The following is a 21,967-nucleotide window of genomic DNA, read 5'->3' as shown; positions in this document are numbered from 1 at the left end:
TGGGAATTAAAGCAGAATGGTGCGCATGGAAGGAGTCGAACCTCCGACCACCTGGTTCGTAGCCAGGTACTCTATCCAGCTGAGCTACATGCGCAAAACGTATTCTTTACTGCTATCAACGAAAATGGTGCGCATGGAAGGAGTCGAACCTCCGACCACCTGGTTCGTAGCCAGGTACTCTATCCAGCTGAGCTACATGCGCAGTTTTCGTTAAGAAAATGGCGGAGAAGGAGGGATTCGAACCCTCGATGGGAGTTAAAGCCCATACTCCCTTAGCAGGGGAGCGCCTTCGGCCACTCGGCCACCTCTCCACTTTTTCTTGGCGCACATATTACTGTTTGAAGAAAATAAGTCAAACGCTTTTTGGGAAAGGTAAACTGTTTGCCCTGTTTTTAATCATATCGAACAATTAGGCCGCAACACCGCCAAAAACAAGGCTTTTTATAAATCGACTCAATAAAAAAGCCAGCGTTTTAGGCTGGCTCTTCAGAGTTCATACGGTTGATCCATCACCATAGGATCAATAGTCGCCGCCTTCTGAGGAAGAACCGCTTTTTTCAGACTGGATGCGTTGATAAATCTCTTCGCGATGCACAGAGACCTCTTTAGGCGCATTCACGCCGATACGCACCTGATTGCCTTTCACCCCCAGTACAGTAACTGTGACCTCGTCACCAATCATCAGTGTTTCGCCAACACGACGAGTCAAAATCAGCATTAGATTGCTCCTCTATTATCCATATCTTATTACGGCGCTTATCCGTTCTGGTATCTATTATAAGGTGAGCTTAGTACAAAATAATAGTATTCAATACTAAAACCCTTATTTTACTACACCTTATTTAGCCCAAAACCGTGATGCAACACGCGAACAGCCCTGTCTGCATTTGCCTCATCGACCCATACTGACAAAGTGGCAGCTGACCAGTGGGACAGCTTAACATTGATACCTTCGCCATCCAACATCTGCGCCAACGCCTTGCTTATCGAAGTAAAAGAAGATGTTACATTCCCCACCAGCGACAGTTTGGTCAGTGATGATTGACAATTTATCGGGATCCGCTCTGGTTGTCGTTCCATAGCGGTAAGCAGTAGTGGGATATGTTGTTGCCCCACCACAAACCAAACGTCCGTTGTTGTAGCACTAGACTCAAAAGCAATATCACAATGCTGCAATAGCTGCTGCATTTGATGACGAAATGTGTGATTTACGGCCTCAACAGCTTTAGTCAGCAATGCTTGATGATGGGCAATAGCAATGCCCACAATAGCAGCAGATGATGGCAAATCTTCCACAATCAGCGTGCCACAGCCTTGAGTAAAACTGGAAAGCACACGAAGCGGGACACGACAGCGTTGAGCCGTAGCCACTGAGTCTGGATGTAACACCTTGGCACCGTTTTGCGCCAGCGCCAACATTTCGTTAAAACGAATAGCGTTCAGTCTTCTGGCCGCAGGCTCTATGGCAGGATCAGTGGTAAATACGCCATCGACATCCGTAAAAATCTGACATTCATCGGCCTGTAATGCTGCCGCGAGTGCTACGGCGGAGGTATCTGAGCCACCTCGGCCAAGAGTCGTGATATCACCACTGGCATTGATACCTTGGAACCCAGCAATTACCGGGACGATTCCCGCTTGGAGTAACTGTTGTAGGTAACGGGGATCTACCTGCTCAATTGCCGCAGAGCCATGATTTTCAGAGGTATGAATGGGGATTTGCGCTGCTAGCAACGAACGGGCATTAATGCCACGTTTCTGCAAGGCGATAGCCAGTAAAGCAATGCTCACCTGCTCGCCCGTGCTGGCCAACATATCAAGTTCACGAGGCGAGGCGTTGCGATCCAACTGCTGAGCCAGAGTATACAAGCGGTTAGTTTCTCCGGCCATCGCCGAACAAACAACCACTTGCTGCTCACCAAGGCGATGTGCCTCGGTGAGCTTTTCAGCGACAGCCTCAATACGCGCCAATGAACCTAGTGATGTGCCACCGAACTTTTTGACATACAACCGTGGTTCACGGCGCGTTACTGCTGTTGTCACAGAAACCTCTGCAAATTGTGGCTTACAGACGCTCCTGCAACCATGGCAGCACACTGTTCAATGCTGCTGGTAGCTTTTCAGGTTCACTGCCACCGGCCTGCGCCATGTCAGGACGACCACCACCTTTGCCCCCAACCTGTGTGGCAACCATAGCAACCAACTCGCCGGCTTTCACTTTGCCGGTAAGATCTTTAGTCACACCCGCAATCAAATTGACTTTGCCATCATGCGCTGTGCCCAATACCACAATACCGGATTGCAGTTTCTGTTTCAGTTCATCCAGCAAACCACGTAAGGCACCAGCATCAACCCCATCAAGCAGTTTCACCAGTACATGGACACCTGCGACATCGGTCACTTCATTCACCAGATCAGCACTAGCCGCGGCGGCCAGTTTGTCCTTCAGCTGTGAAATCTCTTTCTCCAGCTGTTTAGCACGATCTAATTGTGCCTTCAGTTTGGCAACAACTGAATGGGTATCACCTTTCAATAACGCGGCGGCTTCAGCTAACTCCTGTTGTTGCTTGGCAATATAAGCCATGGCGGCAGCACCAGTAACCGCCTCAATACGGCGAATACCCGCAGCGATACCACTTTCAGAAACAATCTTGAATACTCCGATATCACCAGTACGGCCAACATGAGTACCACCGCAAAGTTCTACGGAGAAATCGCCCATGGTGACCACGCGCACGCGCGTATCATATTTCTCACCAAACAGCGCCATGGCACCTTTGGCCTTGGCTTGTTCAAGATCCATTTCCGCAATCTGCAATTGATGGTTGCGACGGATCTGGGTATTCACCAGCTCTTCCACTTCGGCAAGTTGCTCAGTGGTCATGGCTTCAAAATGAGAAAAGTCAAAGCGCAAACGTTCTGGGTCTACCAATGACCCTTTTTGTGCTACGTGGGTACCCAACACTTTGCGTAGTGCAGCGTGTAATAAGTGGGTCACCGAATGATTTAGCTGGGTGCGATGCCGCAATTTTTTATCTACAACGGCTCTGACAGTTTGACCAAGTTTGAGGCTGCCACTCGTCAGCACCCCAATATGACCAATAGCTTGTGCATATTTCTGAGTATCTTTCACAGTGAACTCGGTAGCGTCTGTTAACAGCGTACCTTTGTCCCCAACCTGCCCGCCTGATTCGCCGTAAAACGGGGTATTGTCGAGAATAACCACCGCTTCTTGCCCAGCTAATACCGCATCGACTGGCTGACCATTCACATAAATGGCTTGTACTTTACCTTGGCCGTTTAGCGCCTCGTAACCACAGAAATGGCTATCGATATCGCTTTTAATACCGGCGTTATAATCAGCAGCGAACTGACCGGCAGCCTGCGCACGACTCCGCTGTGCTGCCATTGCCACATCAAAGCCTGCTTCATCCACCTTGATATTACGTTCACGGCAAACATCCGCCGTTAGATCCAGTGGGAAACCATAGGTGTCATAGAGTTTGAATGCAGTTTCGCCATCCAATATGTCACCTTTGATCTCCGCTAAGGCGCTATCAAGGATCCCCAGACCACGCTCCAGTGTACGGGCAAACTGTTCTTCTTCTGCTTTTAACGCATTTTCTACAATGCTCTGGGTAGCTTTGAGATCTTTGGCAGCCTCGCCCATCACTTCAATCAGTGTTGGCACAAGCTTGTAGAAAAAGGTATTGGTAGCGCCAAGCTTGTAACCGTGACGCACTGCTCGCCGAATAATACGGCGCAGTACATAACCACGGCCTTCATTAGAAGGCATCACCCCGTCTGCCACTAAGAATGCACAAGAGCGAATATGGTCAGCAATCACGCGTAAGGATTTATCTTCCAGATCTGTAACACCAATGATCTCAGCAGTCTTGGCAATCAGAGTTTTAAATACATCGATTTCATAATTGGAATGTACCTTCTGCATAATCGCGGCGATACGTTCCAGCCCCATGCCGGTATCAACAGAAGGCTTAGGCAACGGCAGCATGGTACCGTCAGCCTGACGGTTGAACTGCATAAAGACGATATTCCAGATCTCGATGAAGCGGTCACCATCTTCTTCTGGCGTTCCAGGACGTCCACCCCATATGTGGGCACCGTGATCGTAAAAATTTCAGTGCAAGGACCACAAGGACCAGTATCGCCCATCTGCCAGAAGTTGTCTGACGCATATGGTGCACCCTTGTTGTCACCAATACGGATAATGTCTTCTGCCGGGATACCGATTTCTTTATTCCAGATATTGAAGGCTTCGTCATCATTCTGATAAACGGTAACGCACAGTTTTTCCTTGGGCAGCTTTAGTTCTTCAGTGAGAAAAGTCCAGGCAAAACGAATGGCATCATGTTTGAAATAGTCACCGAAGCTGAAATTACCCAGCATTTCAAAAAATGTGTGGTGACGTGCGGTATAACCGACGTTATCCAAATCATTATGCTTACCGCCAGCTCGCACACAGCGCTGAGCAGTAGTGGCACGGCTGTAGCTGCGTTTTTCATTACCGAGGAACACATCTTTAAACTGGTTCATCCCGGCATTGGTAAACAGCAATGTCGGGTCATTGCCCGGCACTAAGGAACTGCTGTCTACGACCTGATGACCATTCTTTCGGAAAAACTCCAGAAAAGCACTTCGCAGTGCGGCGGTGGTCTGATACATGAAATCGTCCTGAATAACTTAAGCGGTAAACGACAAAAAATGGCCTGGAGCTAAGCTTCCGGCCACTGTTACATATAATATGCCTGCCATTATATGCGTGCGGGGAGAGAATACCAATTAGAATCACCGCCAGCACCTTTGCCGAGAACAACATACAGAGAAAGATCAATAGGAATGGAAGTCGTTATATCCAATGGAAAGGGCAAGTCCGGCAAGATAACAATCGTCCTGATGAAACATAACACAACATATATACAACTGCGTAAACGAAGAAATTAGGCGGGGAAAAACAGAAAACAAAGCATTCTAGGCGCCAATTCAGAGTTTAATCTCTGTTATGCCATTACTACGAAAATCTACTCGTAGGGATCATAATCCAAGGCGGCGGCAATCTGCTCATAGCTGAACCCCTGCCCCAGTAAATGGCGGATACGCCTAGCACGCTCCTTACTATCAAGGGGGTCATTAGTAACTGCATATTTTTTCTGCACTCGCTGCCGCGCCAGTGCTACCCAGTCACAATCGGCAACGTTTATTGCCGTATCAACACAGCTTTTAGATAAACCTTTCTGCAAACCACTCTGGCGGATCCGTGCAGGGCCATGCCCTTTAGCTATCTGCGAACGAACTAAAGTATTCGCATAACGTTTATCGTCGACAATGCCTTGCGCTTCCAGTTTATCGGCAAGCTGCTCTATCTCGGTTTTCGCAAATCCTTTAACTGCCAACCGGGAGCACAACTCGCCCCGGCTGTAATCGCGGCGCGCCAGTAACGCGACCGCGGTATCCATCAATGAATCGCTCAGAAGATTTCTCCAGTTTCCATATCGATATTATCTTCACCGGAGGTTTCGCTAGCAGCCGTGGCACCAATGCCACCTTTGTGTAGCAACATTTCACGCAACTGGGTATCAATCTCTTGAGCGATTTCAGGGTTATCTTGCAGGAATTTACCGGCATTGGCGCGACCCTGACCGATTTTATCGCCTTTATAACTGTACCAAGCACCTGATTTTTCGATGAGCTTATGAGCAACACCCAGATCGACTAATTCACCGACACGGTTAATGCCTTTACCATAAAGAATTTGAAAATCAGCCTGTTTAAAAGGTGCGGCAACTTTGTTCTTAACCACCTTAACGCGGGTCTCGTTACCCACAACTTCATCGCCTTCCTTAATAGAACCAGTACGACGAATATCCAGACGTACAGAGGCATAGAATTTCAGCGCATTACCACCAGTCGTGGTTTCTGGGTTACCGAACATTACCCCGATTTTCATACGGATCTGGTTGATAAAGATCAGCAAGGTGTTGGATTGTTTGAGGTTACCGGCAAGCTTACGCATCGCCTGGCTCATCATACGTGCGGCCAAGCCCATGTGAGAATCGCCGATTTCACCTTCAATCTCAGCCTTGGGTGTCAATGCGGCAACTGAATCCACAATAATGACATCCACAGCACCACTGCGTGTCAACGCATCACAGATTTCTAAGGCTTGTTCACCAGTATCGGGCTGAGAACACAGCAGATTATCAATATCGACACCTAATTTACGGGCGTAGATTGGATCCAGCGCATGCTCGGCATCAATAAAGGCGCACACCTTACCTTCGCGCTGAGCAGCGGCGATCACTTCTAGTGTAAGCGTGGTTTTACCTGAAGATTCAGGTCCGTAGATTTCGACGATACGTCCAAGTGGTAAACCACCTGCACCTAATGCGATATCCAGAGAAAGCGAACCAGTGGAAATTGTTGCCACATCCATGCTTCTGTCTTCACCCAATTTCATAATCGAGCCCTTACCAAATTGTTTTTCAATCTGGCCCAGCACGGCGTTTAACGCTTTCTCTTTGTTCGGATCAATCTTCATTCTGATTCCCTCTTACAACCGCCAAATGGTGGTCTGAAATGCCTGTCATCACCCGGACGGGTATCAATCGTTGTAACGTTTAGTCAGTAGTATACTGTACAATCATACAGTATCAAGCCCTGTGCATGATTAATTTATCCGTGGTGACAAAGCCAGCAGTAATCTTTGCCCATGTTGTATAACCAGAGATAAAATTTGCCACACTCAACGTCATCGCCCCCAAATACCTGTTAATATTGCCAGCCAGATTGCCAAGATAATCCCTCAAATAACTAATGGAAAACAGCGCAAGCTTATGATGCAAAACACAGCTGCCAGCCTAGATGACGATTTCGAAAAACATACGCCCATGATGCGTCAATACCTGTCGATGAAAGCCCAGCATAGCGATATGTTGTTGTTTTATCGGATGGGGGATTTTTACGAACTGTTTTATGACGATGCCCGCCGCGCTTCCGAGTTGCTCGGTATTTCGCTAACTGCTCGCGGAAAGAGCGGTGGCGAGCCCATTCCTATGGCTGGCATTCCATACCATGCGGTAGAAACCTATCTGGCCAAATTGGTACAACAGGGAGAATCGGTTGCCATCTGTGAGCAGATTGGCGATCCGGCATTGGCTAAGGGCCCGGTTGAACGCAAGGTGGTACGTATCGTCACACCAGGGACGTTAACCGATGAAGCGTTATTGCAAGAGCGACAGGACAACCTGCTCGCAGCGGTTTACGAAGGCAAAAACGGTTTTGGTTATGCCACGCTCGATGTAGCTTCTGGTCGCTTTATTATCACTGAACTGGAAGATCTTGAGAGCCTTGAAGCTGAACTGCAACGAACCAAACCTGCCGAACTGCTTTACAGTGAAGATTTTTCCCAGCTACAACTGCTAAATAGCATTAAAGGTAAACGTCGCCGTCCTGAATGGGAATTTGATTTTGATACGGCCATGCGCTTATTGCTGGATCAGTTCGGCACTAAAGATCTGCATGGTTTTGGGATTCAACAAGCTCGTTTATCACTGCAGGCCGCGGGCTGTTTAATGCAGTATGTGCGCGACACACAGCGCACCGCACTACCACATATTAATGCGATTCATCAGTTTAATCCCAGTGACAGCATAGTACTGGATGCCGCCACCAGGCGCAATTTGGAGCTGACCCAAAGCCTTTCCGGTGGCCGGGAGAATACCTTAGCCGCAGTGTTAGATGCCACAGCGACGCCGATGGGCAGTCGCATGTTACAACGCTGGCTCCATCAGCCGTTACGCAGCCGCGCTTTGATTGAAGCGCGACATCAGGCGGTGGCTGAATTACTGACATCAGGACAACACGAGTCGCTGCACCAGTTGCTTAAATCATTGGGCGATGTAGAACGAATTATTGCCCGTTTGGCAATCCGCAATGCCCGCCCACGGGATCTAGCGCGTTTACGTCAGGCATTGGAGCTGTTACCGGACATCCAACAACAATTATCGACGCTGCAACAGCGTCATCTACAACAACTCAGTGAACAGATCAGTGAGTTTCCAGAGGAATTGTCGCTGCTGCAACGTGCCATTGTGGATAACCCACCAGTGCTTATCCGCGATGGTGGTGTCATTCGTGAAGGTTACAACGCAGAACTCGATGAGTGGCGCAGCCTGAGCGATGGCGCGTCTGATTACCTGCAACAACTGGAAGTTCGTGAAAAAGAACGCACCGGAATTGCCACGTTGAAAGTGGGCTTCAACCGGGTTCACGGTTATTACATTGAAGTATCCCGTGGCCAGTCTGCGCTGGTGCCGCTGAGCTACCAACGACGGCAGACCCTCAAGAATACCGAGCGTTACATCATTCCCGAGCTGAAAGAGTACGAAGAAAAAGTGCTCTCTAGCCAGGGAAAAGCCCTCGCGCTAGAAAAGCAGTTATGGGACGAGTTATTCGATCTGCTACTGCCTAAACTGTACGCATTACAATGCTTTGCTATGGCTGCATCAGAATTGGACGTATTAAGCAACTTTGCCGAACGAGCCGAATCTTTCAACTACTGCCAGCCAGTATTAACTGACAATACGGGCATTGATATTGATGAAGGGCGGCATCCCGTTGTTGAACGCGTGAGTCAAACCCCGTTTATTGCCAACCCAGTGGTGCTTAACCCTAACCGCCGCATGTTGATTGTGACTGGCCCCAATATGGGCGGTAAGTCCACTTACATGCGGCAAGTGGCTTTGATCACCCTGATGGCTCATATTGGCAGTTTTGTCCCAGCATCCAGTGCGACTATCGGTCCGATTGACCGTATTTTTACCCGTATTGGCGCTTCGGATGACCTCGCATCCGGCCGTTCCACCTTCATGGTTGAAATGACAGAAACTGCGAATATTCTGCACAATGCGACCGCCAACAGCTTGGTGTTGATGGATGAAATTGGTCGTGGCACGTCAACCTACGACGGCATGTCATTGGCCTGGGCTGCGGCTGAATATCTCGCCCGTAAACTGGGGGCTCTGACATTATTCGCCACCCATTATTTTGAGTTGACACAATTATCTGAGTTGTTACCCCAAGTCATCAACGTTCATCTAGATGCGGTAGAGCATGCCGACACCATAGTGTTCATGCACGCAGTGCAGGAAGGCGCCGCCAGCAAGAGCTACGGCTTGCAGGTTGCTGCCCTTGCAGGGGTTCCAGCGCATGTGATTAAAGCTGCCAAAATGAAATTGCAGGAATTGGAAGCCAGAGATAGCCATTCGGGTAATCATACTGCTGCACCAGTACAGTCAAAGCTACCGTTTGAGAATGAAACTTCAGAAGTGGAGCTAGCACTACAACGGCTTAATCTGGATGAGCTTACACCTAAAGCCGCACTGGATTTGTTATATAAATTAAAGGCGTTAGCTAAATCTAACTAACGCCGAATGACGGTTTTGCGATCAACAAAGCGCACATAATCGTGCGCTTTGTGGCGTTTGGCTAAGCGTTACATCTTAAACAATGCTTCTACCGATAGTCCTTGGGCAGAAATCATGTCCCGTAACCGTTTTAACGCTTCTACCTGAATTTGCCGAACCCGTTCGCGGGTAAGGCCAATTTCCATCCCCACATCTTCCAGTGTTGCTGGCTCGTAACCTAGCAGTCCAAAGCGACGGGCCAAGACTTCCCGCTGTTTGGTACTCAACTCATTCAGCCACTTCACTACAGATTTGGAGATATCCTCATCCTGAACTTGTGCATCAGGGGTATAACTATCGTCATCAGGCAACACATCGAGCAATGCTTTCTCGTTGTCACCACCGATAGGAGTATCCACTGAGGTGATTTTTTCGTTCAACTTTAACATGCGACTGACATCGGCACTTGGCAAGTCGAGTTTTTCAGCAATCTCTTCGGCGGTGGGTTCATGATCCAGCTTATGCGCTAGTTCTCTGGCGGTACGCAGATAAACATTGAGTTCTTTGACAACATGGATAGGCAAACGAATGGTGCGAGTTTGATTCATGATGGCGCGTTCAATCGTCTGACGGATCCACCAAGTTGCATAGGTGGAGAAACGGAAACCACGTTCTGGATCAAACTTCTCAACCGCGCGGATTAAACCTAAATTGCCTTCTTCAATAAGATCCAGCAGCGCCAGACCACGATTGTTATAACGGCGGGCAATTTTAACCACTAATCTCAGATTGCTTTCAATCATTCGGTTACGCGATTTTTCGCAACCACGGAGAGCTTTACGCGAGAAGAAAACTTCCTCTTCGGCAGTCAATAAGGGAGAAAAACCAATTTCACTGAGATACAACTGCGTAGCATCAAGGTTTTTCTGTAAGTCGTCCTGCACCCGTTCAGCAAGTGCTTCAACCTGCTGCAACTCCATCTCAGTAGGAAAATCTGTATACTCTTGCACGGAAGCTTTGGTGTTATTTCGGCTCATAGTGTGCTCTCCCAAAAGTTTTTGACAACAATCTACATCTGGCGTTTTCCTCCAATGCCAAAGTGGCCCCAAACCATCAACGTTTGGGCAAATAATTCAGTGGGTCAACAGACTGTCCGTGGTAACGGATCTCAAAATGCAACATTACCCGGTCAGTGCCTGTACTTCCCATCTTGGCAATAGTTTGTCCAGCGGACACATTTTGTTTTTCCTTAACTAAGATCTTGTCAGCGTGTGCGTATGCACTCAGATAATCATCACTATGCTTGATAATGACGAGATTCCCATATCCTCGCAAAGCATTACCCGCATAAACAACCCGACCATCTGCTGCAGCTTTTATGATATCGCCACGATTACCCGCAATCTTAATTCCTCTATTGCCTTGTTCTGTACTGGAAAAAGTTGCTATCAGGGCGCCATTAGCTGGCCATAACCATTGACTGACGTTATCAGGTAAAACCACACCTGAGCCGCTGACAATTTCATTAACAACTTGTTTACCATTGGTTACAGAGTACGCAGAGTTATGAGCGGAATCAAGTGTTTTTTGTGACGTAGATCGTGCAGATTGAACTTTGACTATTTTCTTATTATCTGTTTGTTTTTTATTAATTTTATTGTCTATTTTTTTATATTCTTGTTTGGAGTATTTGCTCGATTCACGTTTGCTATGAGCGGAAGCGGTTGCCACCAGCTTTAAAACCTGTCCGGGATAAATGGTATAGGAGGCATCAAGTCGGTTGAGCTTTGCCAAATCGCGATAATCTTTATCAGCAGCCCACGCAATGGAATAAAGGGTATCGCCTTTATTGACTTTGTAAGTTCTCGCGGAAGTAAGATAGCCCTTCTCAATGATGGGACGGGAACCATTAACAGAATATACGGGGGCGGGACGGTGGGATTGAAAACTACACGCGGAGACGATTAACAGCGCTGCACCAAGCAGCACACCTTGGCGAACCCAATAGTGCAACACATGAACAACGAAATAACATGTTCCTTGGGACACTCCATTCCTCTCTGTTTGACGGGCAAAGCTACTCAGGCCAAAGCGCCGCTGACCAAAGGTACAAATCTAACCGCTTCAATCACATTAGAACTATATTTGTCCCCTTCACGGACAATTCGCAGCAGTTGTTGGTTGTCTTCACCTACTGGCACCACCAGAACGCCACCATCCGTCAATTGCTGTAAGAGTGCTTCGGGGATCTCTGCGGCCGCAGCGGTTACGACTATCGCATCAAACGGTGCCCGGTTTTCCCACCCCTGCCAACCATCTCCGTACTTGAACGAGACATTGTGCAAATCTAGGCGCTTGAGCCGTTGCCGAGCCTGGATTTGTAGGCTCTTGATCCGTTCTACGGTATATAACTGCGGCACCAGTTGCGCCAAAATTGCGGCCTGATAACCAGAGCCCGTACCAATTTCCAATACCTTGGCTGGGTTAGTCGCCAGTACCAGCTCCGTCATGCGCCCCACTATGTAAGGCTGAGAAATTGTCTGACCCGAGCCGATAGGTAGTGCGGTATTCTCATAGGCCTTATGTGCCAACGCGCCATCAACAAACAGTTCCCGCGGAGTAGCGGCCAAAGCCTGTAAGACCCCGGGATGAGAGATCCCTGCCTCACTGAGTTTACGGCTTAACTGCAATGCCGCTGATGCTGAAGCCACGCGACTCATAATTTCTCAATCCACTGTTGCAATTTTGATAGCTGTCGATAAGCGGTCAGGTCTACGGTTAACGGCGTAATAGACACATAGCCCTGAGCCACCGCGTAAAAATCGGTATCTTCCGCCACATCCAGCTCTATTCCCGGAGGACCAAGCCAGAAGATCTCTCGCCCGTGCGGATCCGTGGTACGCACCATATCCTCGGCTTTATGTCGGGTTCCCAAACGGGTCACCCGAATCCCCTGAATCTGATCCATGGGTAAATCCGGCACATTGATATTGAGGATCTGATCGGAAGCAATAGGGAATCGCTTCAGTCCTTCAATAATCTTCAGTGTATAGGCAGCGGCTGTTCCATAATGGGTTAATGTGCGTCCGGCCAAAGAGACAGCGACGGCCGGTAACCCGAGAAAACGCCCTTCCATCGCGGCCGCGACTGTCCCTGAATATAAGGTGTCATCTCCCATATTGGCGCCCGCGTTAATCCCCGAGACCACCATATCGGGTTCGCCATTACAGAGTTCGCGAATAGCCAGATGCACACAATCCGTAGGCGTACCGTTTACTGCGATATAACCGTTATCTAACTTATTAATCCTTAAAGGATTAGTCAAGGTTAACGAATTACTAGCACCAGAACAGTTGCGATCAGGGGCCACCGTCAGCACATCTGCCAGTTGTGACAAGGTTTCTGTCAGCACTTTAATTCCCGGAGCGGTCACACCATCGTCATTACTGACCAGAATTTTCATTGTTGCTTACCTGTCCTGTTGTGCTTCTTTTTCGGCGACAGCCCGTTGCCAACGAGCTTCGGCTACGTCGGTATAATCCAGAACTTCTCTGAGCACTGAGGTTGCGTAGGCACCTGCGGGCAACACAAAACTCACCCGTAAACCTTCAGGAATAACCGCCCAACTCATTGCCTGCGGACACAACATTAATGGCCGTCGTTCCTGCGACAATCCGGCATGTTCCAGAGCATCGAGATCTGCCGCATAATCTGCCAGCACGCTAGACTCAAACGCTAGCGCATCAGAGGTAGCCAGCGCTCGACCGCGGCCCCACAATGGCGCCGACAACTGAATATCCTGTGCGGCCAAGCGGTTTTTAAGCACCTCGTCCCACTGCTCAGCCACAAAAAAGCTGTTGCTGCCTGCCAGCATCACACAATCACCGGGCAACAGCGTTTCAGGATATTGCTGCAATCTGGCAGCGACCACAGTGTTAAACAACAGGGAACGCAATGCTGAAAGATATAGAGAACGCTTATTACGATCCTTGACCTTTTTACCAGCCAACATCTCCCGCGCTTTATCTATATTACCGCCATGATGACCAAACCGCTGCTCACCAAAATAGTTAGGAACACCATGCTCACGGATCTGCTGTAAACGCTGTTGCACATCGTCGATATCAGTAACATCTCGCAGAATGAGCGTAAAGCGATTACCGGTGAGTGCGCCTATTCGCAATTTTTTGCTATGCCGCTGGCTGCTGAGTATCTGTAGGTTGTCACTGTTCAACTGTTGCCAATCCGGGGTTTCTTTCCCGGGAATGCGTACGCCAAACCACTGCTCGGTCACCGCATTTTTGTCTTTTTGTCCGGCAAAAGTTACTTCTTTCGGATGTACACCGGCAAATTTTGCCAGTGATTCCGCGACAAAAGCAGTATTCAGGCCACGCTTACGGATATGCAGTAAGTGATGTTCCCCTTCTCCGGTTGCTACAAAGGGCAATAATTCCTGTACCAGAAAATCTTCGTTAACGGTACGCAAGTTACCGCGGCTAACGGGTTTTCCATAAAGATAATGCAGAGCTACCACGCAACTTGCTCCTCACCATAGGCTTGCAGTAACACCACGGCTTCAACCGCAATTCCCTCTTGCCGACCGGTAAAACCGAGTTTTTCTGTCGTCGTTGCTTTTACGTTAACAGCGTCCAGTTCTGCCTGTAAATCATTCGCCAATACTTCACGCATTGCCGCAATATGCGGTGCCATTTTCGGTGCTTGCGCAATAATGGTCACATCCAGATTTCCTAGGGCATAACCGCGCTGTTTGACCAGCTCAAAGCAATGGCGTAACAGTACCCGACTGTCGGCCCCTTTAAACTGGGGATCGGTATCTGGGAAGTGTTTGCCAATATCCCCCAGAGCCATAGCCCCCAACAAGGCATCTGCCACCGCATGCAACACGACATCACCATCAGAATGTGCAACCAGACCAGTCACATGAGGCACAACAACGCCCCCAAGCACTAGCGGTTGCTCGGCACCGAATTTATGGACATCAAACCCGTGTCCGATACGTATTTTCATCAATTTCTCCAATTGTGTTGCCCACGCAATGTTACTGCTGCTGATATTGCAGAAACAGCGCGGCCAACGGCAAATCTTCTGGATGTGTTACTTTAATATTATCGCTACGCCCGGCCACCAATCCTGGATGCACGCCGGCCCATTCCATTGCCGAAGCCTCGTCAGTGACCGGCACACCCGCTGCAATGGCCTGTGATAAGTTATGTCGCAATCGTTGCACCGGAAACAATTGTGGCGTCAGCGCATGCCACAAAGCCTCTCGGGATACGGTTTCACTGATACAGCCATCCGCGGCCGCGCGCTTCATGGTGTCACGCACTGGTGCCGCCAGAATGGCACCTTGTGGAAATTGTTGCCTTGCGGCCAGTAACTTATCGATATCAGCATGGGTGAGACAGGGCCTAGCAGCATCATGCACTAACGCCCAAGCATCCGCTTGGGAAAGTGTATTCAACGCCGCCAGCACTGAATCTGCCCGTTGTAAACCGCCAACAACGGTTACTATCTTGGGATGGTTGGCCTGCGGTAACTGGTTGAAATACTGATCTTGTGGGTGCAGCGCCACGACAACCTGCGATATGGCAGGGTGATCCAATAACAGCTGTAGTGTGTAACCAAGGATGCAACCATCCAGCAATGGCAGATACTGTTTGGGGCAATCGGCCCCCATGCGGCTACCAATGCCCGCGGCAGGGACAATTGCCACCACAGATTTAGACGCATACGGCATACGCTCAACCGGTAATTCAGATTGATTCATGGTGTCCTGCGTTAATGAAAATAACCAAGGTAAAAAGCTATCAGTTATTGGAAACTGTCATAGAGCGCTGCTCTCCGCCCACAACTCGATAAAAAGTCTCACCTTTTTTAATAAATCCCAGCTCATTTCTAGCCCGCTCTTCAATGGCTTCTTTACCGCTGCGCAAATCGAGGATCTCCTCCTTCAGCGCTTGATTCCGTGCATCGAGTTCATCGTTATTCTGCTGCTGTTCGGCAATTTGATGTTCCAGGTGAAAATACTCAGCAAGGCTATTCTCGCCCCACCACAGCCGATACTGCATCAGACCAAGCAACAGGCATCCTAACAAGAGCAAAGGTTTCATAGGCAGCGGATTACCATTCCAGGCAAAATGTTCTGCGACAGATAGTACAACAAAAAAGGCCACCAAGTGGCGGCCTTTTTGCGTCCGTTTGTAGCTGCTAGCTAAAAAACAGACTTAGGCCTGCCCTTTTATCGCAGATAAACCATGATAAGGGGCTTTTTCACCTAACTGCTCTTCAATACGCAGCAACTGATTATATTTGGCAATTCGGTCTGAACGGCACAGTGAACCGGTTTTAATCTGCCCAGCAGCCGTGCCCACCGCCAAATCGGCAATGGTGGCGTCTTCAGTTTCACCGCTGCGATGTGAAATCACTGCGGTATAGCCCGCGTCTTTTGCCATACGGATAGCCGCCAGTGTTTCGGTTAACGACCCAATCTGGTTGAACTTGATCAAAATAGAGTTACCGATGCCCTGCTCAATACCACGCGCCAGGATTTTGGTATTGGTCACAAACAGATCATCACCGACCAACTGGATCTTATCACCAAGGATCTTGGTCAGATAAGCCCAGCCGTCCCAGTCGGATTCATCCAGACCATCTTCAATAGAAACAATCGGGTATTGTTCGGTCAGTGACTTAAGGAAATCAGAGAACTCTGTTGCCGTGAAAACTTTACCTTCCCCGGCCAGATCGTATTTACCCGCTTTGTAGAACTCTGACGCTGCACAATCCAAAGCCAGAGTCACATCTGTGCCCAGCTTATAACCCGCCGCCGCAACCGCTTCTTTGATCACCGCCAACGCATCCGCATTGGATGACAAGTTAGGTGCAAAACCGCCTTCATCACCTACCGCAGTATTCAGCCCTTTGGCCTTGAGGACTTTTTTTAAGTTATGGAAAATTTCCGCGCCCATACGCAGTGCTTCGCGGAAGTTTTTAGCGCCTACCGGCTGAACCATAAACTCTTGAATATCAACGTTATTATCAGCATGTTCGCCGCCGTTGAGAATATTCATCATTGGCACTGGCATACTGTACTTGCCAGGAGTGCCATTCAGTTCAGCAATATGGGCATACAAAGGAATACCTTTAAATGCCGCTGCCGCCTTAGCCGCCGCTAGCGAGACCGCCAGAATTGCATTGGCACCGAGTTTATCTTTGTTATCGGTACCATCAAGCGCAATCATGATGCCATCAAGTTCAGCCTGAGCCGTTGCATCTTTCCCCAGCAAGGCGTTGCTGATAGGGCCATTGATGTTGGCCACCGCTTGCAATACCCCTTTACCTAGGTAGCGGCTTTTGTCACCATCTCGCAGTTCCAGCGCTTCACGGCTGCCTGTAGATGCCCCAGATGGCGCTGCTGCCATGCCAATAAATCCACCTTCCAGATGCACTTCCGCTTCTACAGTGGGGTTGCCACGCGAATCCATGATTTCGCGGCCAATGACTTTAACGATCTTAGCCATAATGTCCTCAGTTCAAAGATAAAATAAAAGAAAAACCCATACCCATATAGCGCCCAGAATATGGGTATAGGGCTCTCGCTCATGCAACGATGTCCCATCATACGACATTATCAGAGGTTTGATGAACCATCGCGGGAATAAAAAAGCCGGTGCAAAAGTGAATGCACCGGCTTGCTGTTTTAGCCTAATTTGCTTTTTTGGTAGACACTGGCGGCGGCCACAAATCCCTCAAACAATGGGTGTCCATCACGCGGCGTAGAGGTAAATTCCGGGTGGAACTGGCCCGCAACAAACCAAGGATGATCGGGTAATTCAATCATCTCGACCAACTTGCGATCAGAGGACAGGCCACTGAACACCAGTCCAGCTTGCTCCAGTCTAGGCACAAAGGTGTTGTTTACTTCGTAACGATGACGATGGCGCTCAACACACGTATCGCTACCGTAGGCAGCAGCGGCTTTGGTGCCAGGGATCAGATGACACAACTGAGCCCCTAAACGCATGGTACCGCCAAGATCTGAGGCTTCATCGCGGTGCTCTACGTGCCCTTCTTCATCAATCCACTCAGTGATCAACCCCACCACAGGGTAAGGCGTTTTAGGATCAAACTCGGTAGAATGCGCGCCTTCCATACCAGCTACATGACGGGCAAATTCAATCAAGGCTACCTGCATGCCCAGACAAATACCGAAATACGGCAGTTTATGTTCACGGGCATACTGGGCAGCCATCACCTTGCCTTCGATACCACGGGAACCAAAACCACCAGGCACCAGAATACCATCAAGCCCTTCAAGCACTTCTACGCCTTTGGCTTCGACGGTCTGTGAATCGATATACTTAATGTGCACTGAAACACGCGTTTTGATGCCCGCATGCTTCAAGGCTTCGTTAACTGACTTATAGGCATCTGGCAGTTCGGTATATTTACCCACCATGCCGATAGTGACTTCACCATTGGGATTGGCTTCCTGGTAAATCACATTTTCCCATTCAGACAGATCGGCTTCTGGGCATTGCAAGCCGAAACGTTTCACCACTAACTCATCCAAGCCCTGTGAACGCAGCAAGGCAGGAATTTTGTAGATGGAGTCGACATCACGCAAGGAGATAACGGCTTTTTCTTCAACATTACAAAACAGTGAAATTTTGGCGCGTTCAGTGGCGGGAATAGCCCGGTCACCACGACACACCAGAATATCCGGTGCAATCCCGATAGAACGCAGTTCTTTCACGGAATGTTGGGTGGGTTTGGTTTTCACTTCCTGAGCGGGGCCAATAAATGGCACTAAGGTCAGATGCATGAACATGCTGCGCTCACGGCCCAGTTCAACCCCTAACTGACGAATCGATTCAAGAAATGGCAACGACTCAATATCGCCTACGGTGCCACCGATTTCCACGATGGCAACGTCATGGCCTTCACCGCCTTCCAACACTTTTTCCTTAATGGCGTTAGTGATGTGCGGGATCACCTGAATGGTGGCTCCGAGATAATCACCACGGCGTTCCTTGCGCAGCACTTCTTCGTATATGCGGCCGGTAGTGAAGTTATTACGACGGCCCATCTTGGTGCGGATGAAACGTTCATAGTGCCCTAAATCCAGGTCAGTTTCGGCACCGTCTTCAGTGACAAACACTTCGCCGTGCTGGATTGGGCTCATAGTGCCAGGATCAACGTTGATATAAGGATCCAGCTTCATCATGGTCACATTGAGGCCCCGTGCCTCCAATATTGCAGCTAACGATGCTGCCGCAATGCCTTTGCCTAGTGATGAAACCACACCACCGGTTACGAAGATATACCTTGTAGTCATGCTGAACCTGAGAAAAAGAGTAAGAATTCAGCGCTTGGAATTAAGCGCCAGGACGGGGCGACAGTATATCAAAGGCCGCCTGATTTACCAAACCGCCAGCGACAGAAATTTGCCTGATTATGAGATTAATTGAAGCGGACTCAGCGTCGTTCTTGCTGTTTCACCTGTTCCCAAAACTGGTCCAACGAGGTCAAACTATGCTCTTTAAAGGATTTTCCTGATGTTTGCACGCATTGTTCTACACCACGAAAACGCCGCTCGAACTTATGGTTGGCCTGCCGCAAAGCTTCTTCTGGATTTACCCCCAGATGCCGTGCCAGATTAACCGTTGCGAATAGCAAATCGCCCATTTCTTCTTGTAATCTTGCCGGATTTTGCGGTGATAACAGGGCTTCTTCCAACACCTCGTCCAGTTCTTCACGTACTTTATCGACCACTGGCGGCAGTTCGCCCCAGTCAAAGCCCACTCGCGCAACCCGCTTTTGGATTTTCGCGGCGCGTGTTAATGCCGGTAGGGCATTAGGAATATCATCCAGAATGGAATCCAACTGCCGCGCTTGCCGTTCGCCCGCTTTGAGGTTTTCCCAATTTTCGTGCAGATCCTCAATCGCCGCATTGGCAAACACATGGGGATGCCGATGCAGCAGCTTGTCACAGATCCGTTCAACCACAGTCGAGAAATCAAACTGCTGTTGCTCTTTGCCCAATTGCGCATAAAACACGATTTGGAACAACAAGTCGCCTAATTCGCTGGGCAGTTCCTGCCAATCTTCCCGCTCAATGGCATCAGCAACTTCGTAGGCTTCCTCCAAAGTGAACGGAATAATAGAGGTAAAGGTCTGTGTTTTATCCCAAGGACATCCGCGCTGGGGATCGCGCAGTTGTGCCATTATGTCTAACAGGCGTTCAATATCAGGCTTACTCACAACCGTTACTACCTCAAAATTGGGTCTTCATCTTACTGGCATTTACAGACGCCGCGCTTCCAATACGCCATCGACGAGATTGAGTTTCGAAATCACCCGCGACAACCCTTCGACGTTGTAGAGTTCCATTTCTAATTCGATGGTAGCAGTCTGGGTTTTCACATCCGATGAGGTGTTCATCGCCAACACATTGGACTTTTCAGCGGCCAATACTGACGTCAAGTCACGCAGCAATCCGGTACGATCATTGGCCAGTACCCGCAACCGCACTTTATAACCACCGGAGTAATTTTCACCCCACACGACATCAACCACCCGCTCTGGGTGTGCCCGCATCAGCTCTTTTACTTGTTCGCAATCAGCACGATGCACTGAGATGCCGCGACCTTTGGTGATAAAACCAAAAATCTCATCTCCAGGAACCGGCTGGCAACAACGGGCCAGATGGCTCATCAGGTTACCAACGCCATTGACTTCAATCCGATCCTTGCCGCCAGCGGTGACTTTCTGGCCACCTTTTTTAACCAAATCTTCAATGGCATCCTCGGCTGATGGCACCTCTTGCCGGAACTGCCCCTGAATATAGTTCACCACCTGATTCAGCCGGACATCGCCGCCGCCAATGGCCGCCAGTAAATCCTCCATGTTGCCCAGATTAAAGCGTTCAACAGCAACAGTGGCATCTTTAATCGCGAGGCCAATACGCGCCAGTTCCGCTTCCAGCATTTCGCGGCCGGCAGCCAGATTCTTGTCGCGATCTTGTTGCTTCAACCAGTGCAAAATTTTGCTTCTGGCGCGCGAAGTCTTGATATAACCAAGGTTAGGGTTAAGCCAGTCACGTTTAGGATTCGGCGTTTTAGAGGTGATGATCTCTACCCGTTCACCGGTTTGCACCTGATAGGTAAACGGCACGATACGGCCATCAACTTTGGCACCGATACAACGATGGCCAATTTGCGAGTGGATATAATAGGCAAAGTCGAGCACCGTTGAACCACCGGGCAAATCCACCACTTCGCCGGTGGGGGTAAACACATAAACCCGGTCTTCAAATACTTGGGAACGGATCTCTTCAACCAAGTTGCCACTTTCGGCCACATCTTCTTGCCACTGCAAGATTTTACGCAGCCAGTTGATTTTTTCTTCATAACCGGTCTGTTTTCCGGCAGTACCTTCTTTGTACTTCCAGTGAGCCGCCACCCCCAGTTCAGCATCTTCGTGCATCTGTTGAGTTCGGATCTGGATTTCCACGGTTTTGCCTTCTGGCCCAACCACAACGGTATGAATTGACTGATAGCCGTTAGGCTTGGGGTTGGCAATGTAATCGTCAAATTCGCGCGGGATATGATGCCACAGGGTATGCACTACACCGAGGGCACCGTAGCAATCCTGTAAACGCTCGGTGACGACTCGCACGGCGCGCACATCAAATAATTCATCAAATTTCAGATGCTTACCGCGCATCTTGCGCCAGATAGAATAGATGTGCTTCGGGCGACCATAAACTTTAGCGCGGATCTGCTCGGTATCCAGCTTCTGCTGCAACTGCGCCACAAAATTATCAATGTAGACTTCGCGATCCAGCCGTTTGCCATCCAGTTGCCGGGCAATCTCTTTGTAGGTATCGGGATGCAGATAGCGAAAAGACAGATCTTCCAGTTCCCATTTGAGCTGGCCGATCCCTAAGCGGTTTGCTAAAGGCGCGTAAATGTCGGCAATTTCCCGTGCCAGTAACACCCGAGTTTCTTCGTCAGCGCCTTTTACCTGCCGTAGCAAATACACCCGTTCGGCCAGTTTGATCACCACTGCCCGCACATCTTCGACCATTGCTAGCAGCATTTTACGGATATTATCAATCTGCGATTCGGCGGTTCGGCTATCATGATTCAGTTGCAGATAGCCAATAGCATCCATGGTTTTTACACTGCGAACCAGCGCTGCCAACCCTGTAGAACATTGTTCCTGTAAATACACATCGTTGAGTAAGCCGGCCTCAAAGTAGACAAATAAGACCGATGCCAACAAGGTATCAATATCCATGTTCAGCGGTGCGAGGATCTCAATCAGCTCCCGCGACTTGGCCTGTAGCTCTGTCAGCGGGATGCGACACTTACCGAGTGGCAAACTCTCCACCTGCTGGAATAACACCAACAGCTTTTGAGCGTCCTCGGGTTGGGCGACATGGCGTTTTACCCAGTCGTCCAACGTAAAGTCCGGATCCTGAAAATGCGCTTCGCGAACAGATACCATCTTTGCTT

Annotated in this window: 17 protein-coding genes, 3 tRNA genes and 1 pseudogene; 1 reads left to right on the top strand and 20 read right to left on the bottom strand. The window is 49.2% G+C overall.

Annotation, left to right across the window (positions count from 1 at the left end; all coding sequences use genetic code 11):
- Positions 1-17: 17 nt before the first annotated feature.
- The 8 genes and pseudogenes from KHX94_RS15830 to recA all read right to left on the bottom strand — a co-directional run bounded on the left by KHX94_RS15830 (position 18) and on the right by recA (position 6,559).
- A tRNA-Arg gene (locus KHX94_RS15830) sits at positions 18-94 on the bottom strand.
- A 31-nt stretch (positions 95-125) separates the two neighbouring features.
- A tRNA-Arg gene (locus KHX94_RS15825) sits at positions 126-202 on the bottom strand.
- Positions 203-219: 17 nt separating this feature from the next.
- A tRNA-Ser gene (locus tag KHX94_RS15820) sits at positions 220-311 on the bottom strand.
- 209 nt (positions 312-520) lie between these two features.
- A complete protein-coding gene (gene csrA / locus KHX94_RS15815) occupies positions 521-718 on the bottom strand; it encodes a carbon storage regulator CsrA (RefSeq protein ID WP_133039664.1) in 198 nt (65 codons plus the stop codon).
- Between the two features lie 113 nt (positions 719-831).
- Positions 832-2,043 carry an aspartate kinase gene (locus KHX94_RS15810; protein ID WP_213681357.1) on the bottom strand — a complete coding sequence of 404 codons (1,212 nt, stop codon included), beginning with the start codon at positions 2,041-2,043 and terminating at the stop codon, positions 832-834.
- 22 nt (positions 2,044-2,065) lie between these two features.
- Positions 2,066-4,686, bottom strand: a pseudogene (gene alaS / locus KHX94_RS15805) (alanine--tRNA ligase).
- Between the two features lie 356 nt (positions 4,687-5,042).
- Entirely contained in the window at positions 5,043-5,477 is a 435-nt protein-coding gene (locus KHX94_RS15800; RefSeq protein WP_342345773.1) for a regulatory protein RecX, read from the bottom strand.
- A gap of 11 nt (positions 5,478-5,488) precedes the next feature.
- Entirely contained in the window at positions 5,489-6,559 is a 1,071-nt protein-coding gene (recA, locus tag KHX94_RS15795; protein WP_213681356.1) for a recombinase RecA, read from the bottom strand.
- Between the two features lie 298 nt (positions 6,560-6,857).
- Here recA and mutS point away from each other — a divergent pair, with 298 nt between their 5' ends.
- On the top strand, positions 6,858-9,446 hold the full coding sequence (mutS, locus tag KHX94_RS15790; RefSeq protein WP_213683481.1) for a DNA mismatch repair protein MutS: 2,589 nt from the start codon (positions 6,858-6,860) through the stop codon (positions 9,444-9,446).
- Positions 9,447-9,514: 68 nt separating this feature from the next.
- Here mutS and rpoS read toward each other — a convergent pair whose 3' ends face one another.
- The 12 genes from rpoS to relA all read right to left on the bottom strand — a co-directional run bounded on the left by rpoS (position 9,515) and on the right by relA (position 21,959).
- The gene (gene rpoS / locus KHX94_RS15785; protein WP_213681355.1) at positions 9,515-10,462 is read right to left on the bottom strand and encodes an RNA polymerase sigma factor RpoS; all 948 of its coding nucleotides are present in this window, start codon (positions 10,460-10,462) and stop codon (positions 9,515-9,517) included.
- A 76-nt stretch (positions 10,463-10,538) separates the two neighbouring features.
- On the bottom strand, positions 10,539-11,438 hold the full coding sequence (locus tag KHX94_RS15780) for a peptidoglycan DD-metalloendopeptidase family protein (protein ID WP_213683480.1): 900 nt from the start codon (positions 11,436-11,438) through the stop codon (positions 10,539-10,541).
- 68 nt (positions 11,439-11,506) lie between these two features.
- Complete coding sequence (locus tag KHX94_RS15775; protein WP_213681354.1) at positions 11,507-12,145, bottom strand: protein-L-isoaspartate(D-aspartate) O-methyltransferase; 639 nt, start codon at positions 12,143-12,145, stop codon at positions 11,507-11,509.
- On the bottom strand, positions 12,142-12,888 hold the full coding sequence (surE, locus tag KHX94_RS15770) for a 5'/3'-nucleotidase SurE (RefSeq protein WP_213681353.1): 747 nt from the start codon (positions 12,886-12,888) through the stop codon (positions 12,142-12,144). Before surE ends, KHX94_RS15775 begins: the two co-directional genes overlap by 4 nt.
- A 6-nt stretch (positions 12,889-12,894) precedes the next feature.
- The gene (gene truD / locus KHX94_RS15765) at positions 12,895-13,959 is read right to left on the bottom strand and encodes a tRNA pseudouridine(13) synthase TruD (protein ID WP_213681352.1); all 1,065 of its coding nucleotides are present in this window, start codon (positions 13,957-13,959) and stop codon (positions 12,895-12,897) included.
- A complete protein-coding gene (gene ispF / locus KHX94_RS15760) occupies positions 13,953-14,453 on the bottom strand; it encodes a 2-C-methyl-D-erythritol 2,4-cyclodiphosphate synthase (RefSeq protein ID WP_213681351.1) in 501 nt (166 codons plus the stop codon). The genes truD and ispF overlap by 7 nt, the downstream gene beginning before the upstream one ends.
- A 31-nt stretch (positions 14,454-14,484) precedes the next feature.
- Positions 14,485-15,213, bottom strand: coding sequence for a 2-C-methyl-D-erythritol 4-phosphate cytidylyltransferase (gene ispD / locus KHX94_RS15755; RefSeq protein ID WP_244859195.1), 729 nt, complete (start codon positions 15,211-15,213; stop codon positions 14,485-14,487).
- Positions 15,214-15,253: 40 nt separating this feature from the next.
- Positions 15,254-15,556 carry a cell division protein FtsB gene (gene ftsB / locus KHX94_RS15750; RefSeq protein ID WP_213681350.1) on the bottom strand — a complete coding sequence of 101 codons (303 nt, stop codon included), beginning with the start codon at positions 15,554-15,556 and terminating at the stop codon, positions 15,254-15,256.
- Between the two features lie 114 nt (positions 15,557-15,670).
- Positions 15,671-16,966: a phosphopyruvate hydratase gene (eno, locus tag KHX94_RS15745; RefSeq protein ID WP_213681349.1), complete on the bottom strand. Its 1,296-nt coding sequence runs from the start codon at positions 16,964-16,966 to the stop codon at positions 15,671-15,673.
- A 179-nt stretch (positions 16,967-17,145) separates the two neighbouring features.
- Positions 17,146-18,783, bottom strand: a complete 1,638-nt coding sequence (locus KHX94_RS15740; protein WP_213681348.1) for a CTP synthase — start codon at positions 18,781-18,783, stop codon at positions 17,146-17,148.
- A gap of 140 nt (positions 18,784-18,923) precedes the next feature.
- Positions 18,924-19,709: a nucleoside triphosphate pyrophosphohydrolase gene (mazG, locus tag KHX94_RS15735; RefSeq protein WP_280529583.1), complete on the bottom strand. Its 786-nt coding sequence runs from the start codon at positions 19,707-19,709 to the stop codon at positions 18,924-18,926.
- A gap of 42 nt (positions 19,710-19,751) precedes the next feature.
- On the bottom strand, positions 19,752-21,959 hold the full coding sequence (gene relA / locus KHX94_RS15730; protein ID WP_213681347.1) for a GTP diphosphokinase: 2,208 nt from the start codon (positions 21,957-21,959) through the stop codon (positions 19,752-19,754).
- Positions 21,960-21,967 lie beyond the last annotated feature (8 nt).

The sequence above is a fragment of the Shewanella dokdonensis genome, assembly GCF_018394335.1.
Classification (GTDB): domain Bacteria; phylum Pseudomonadota; class Gammaproteobacteria; order Enterobacterales; family Shewanellaceae; genus Shewanella; species Shewanella dokdonensis.
Note: the sequence above shows the minus strand (reverse complement) of the source record. Positions and strands in the feature narration are given on the sequence as shown.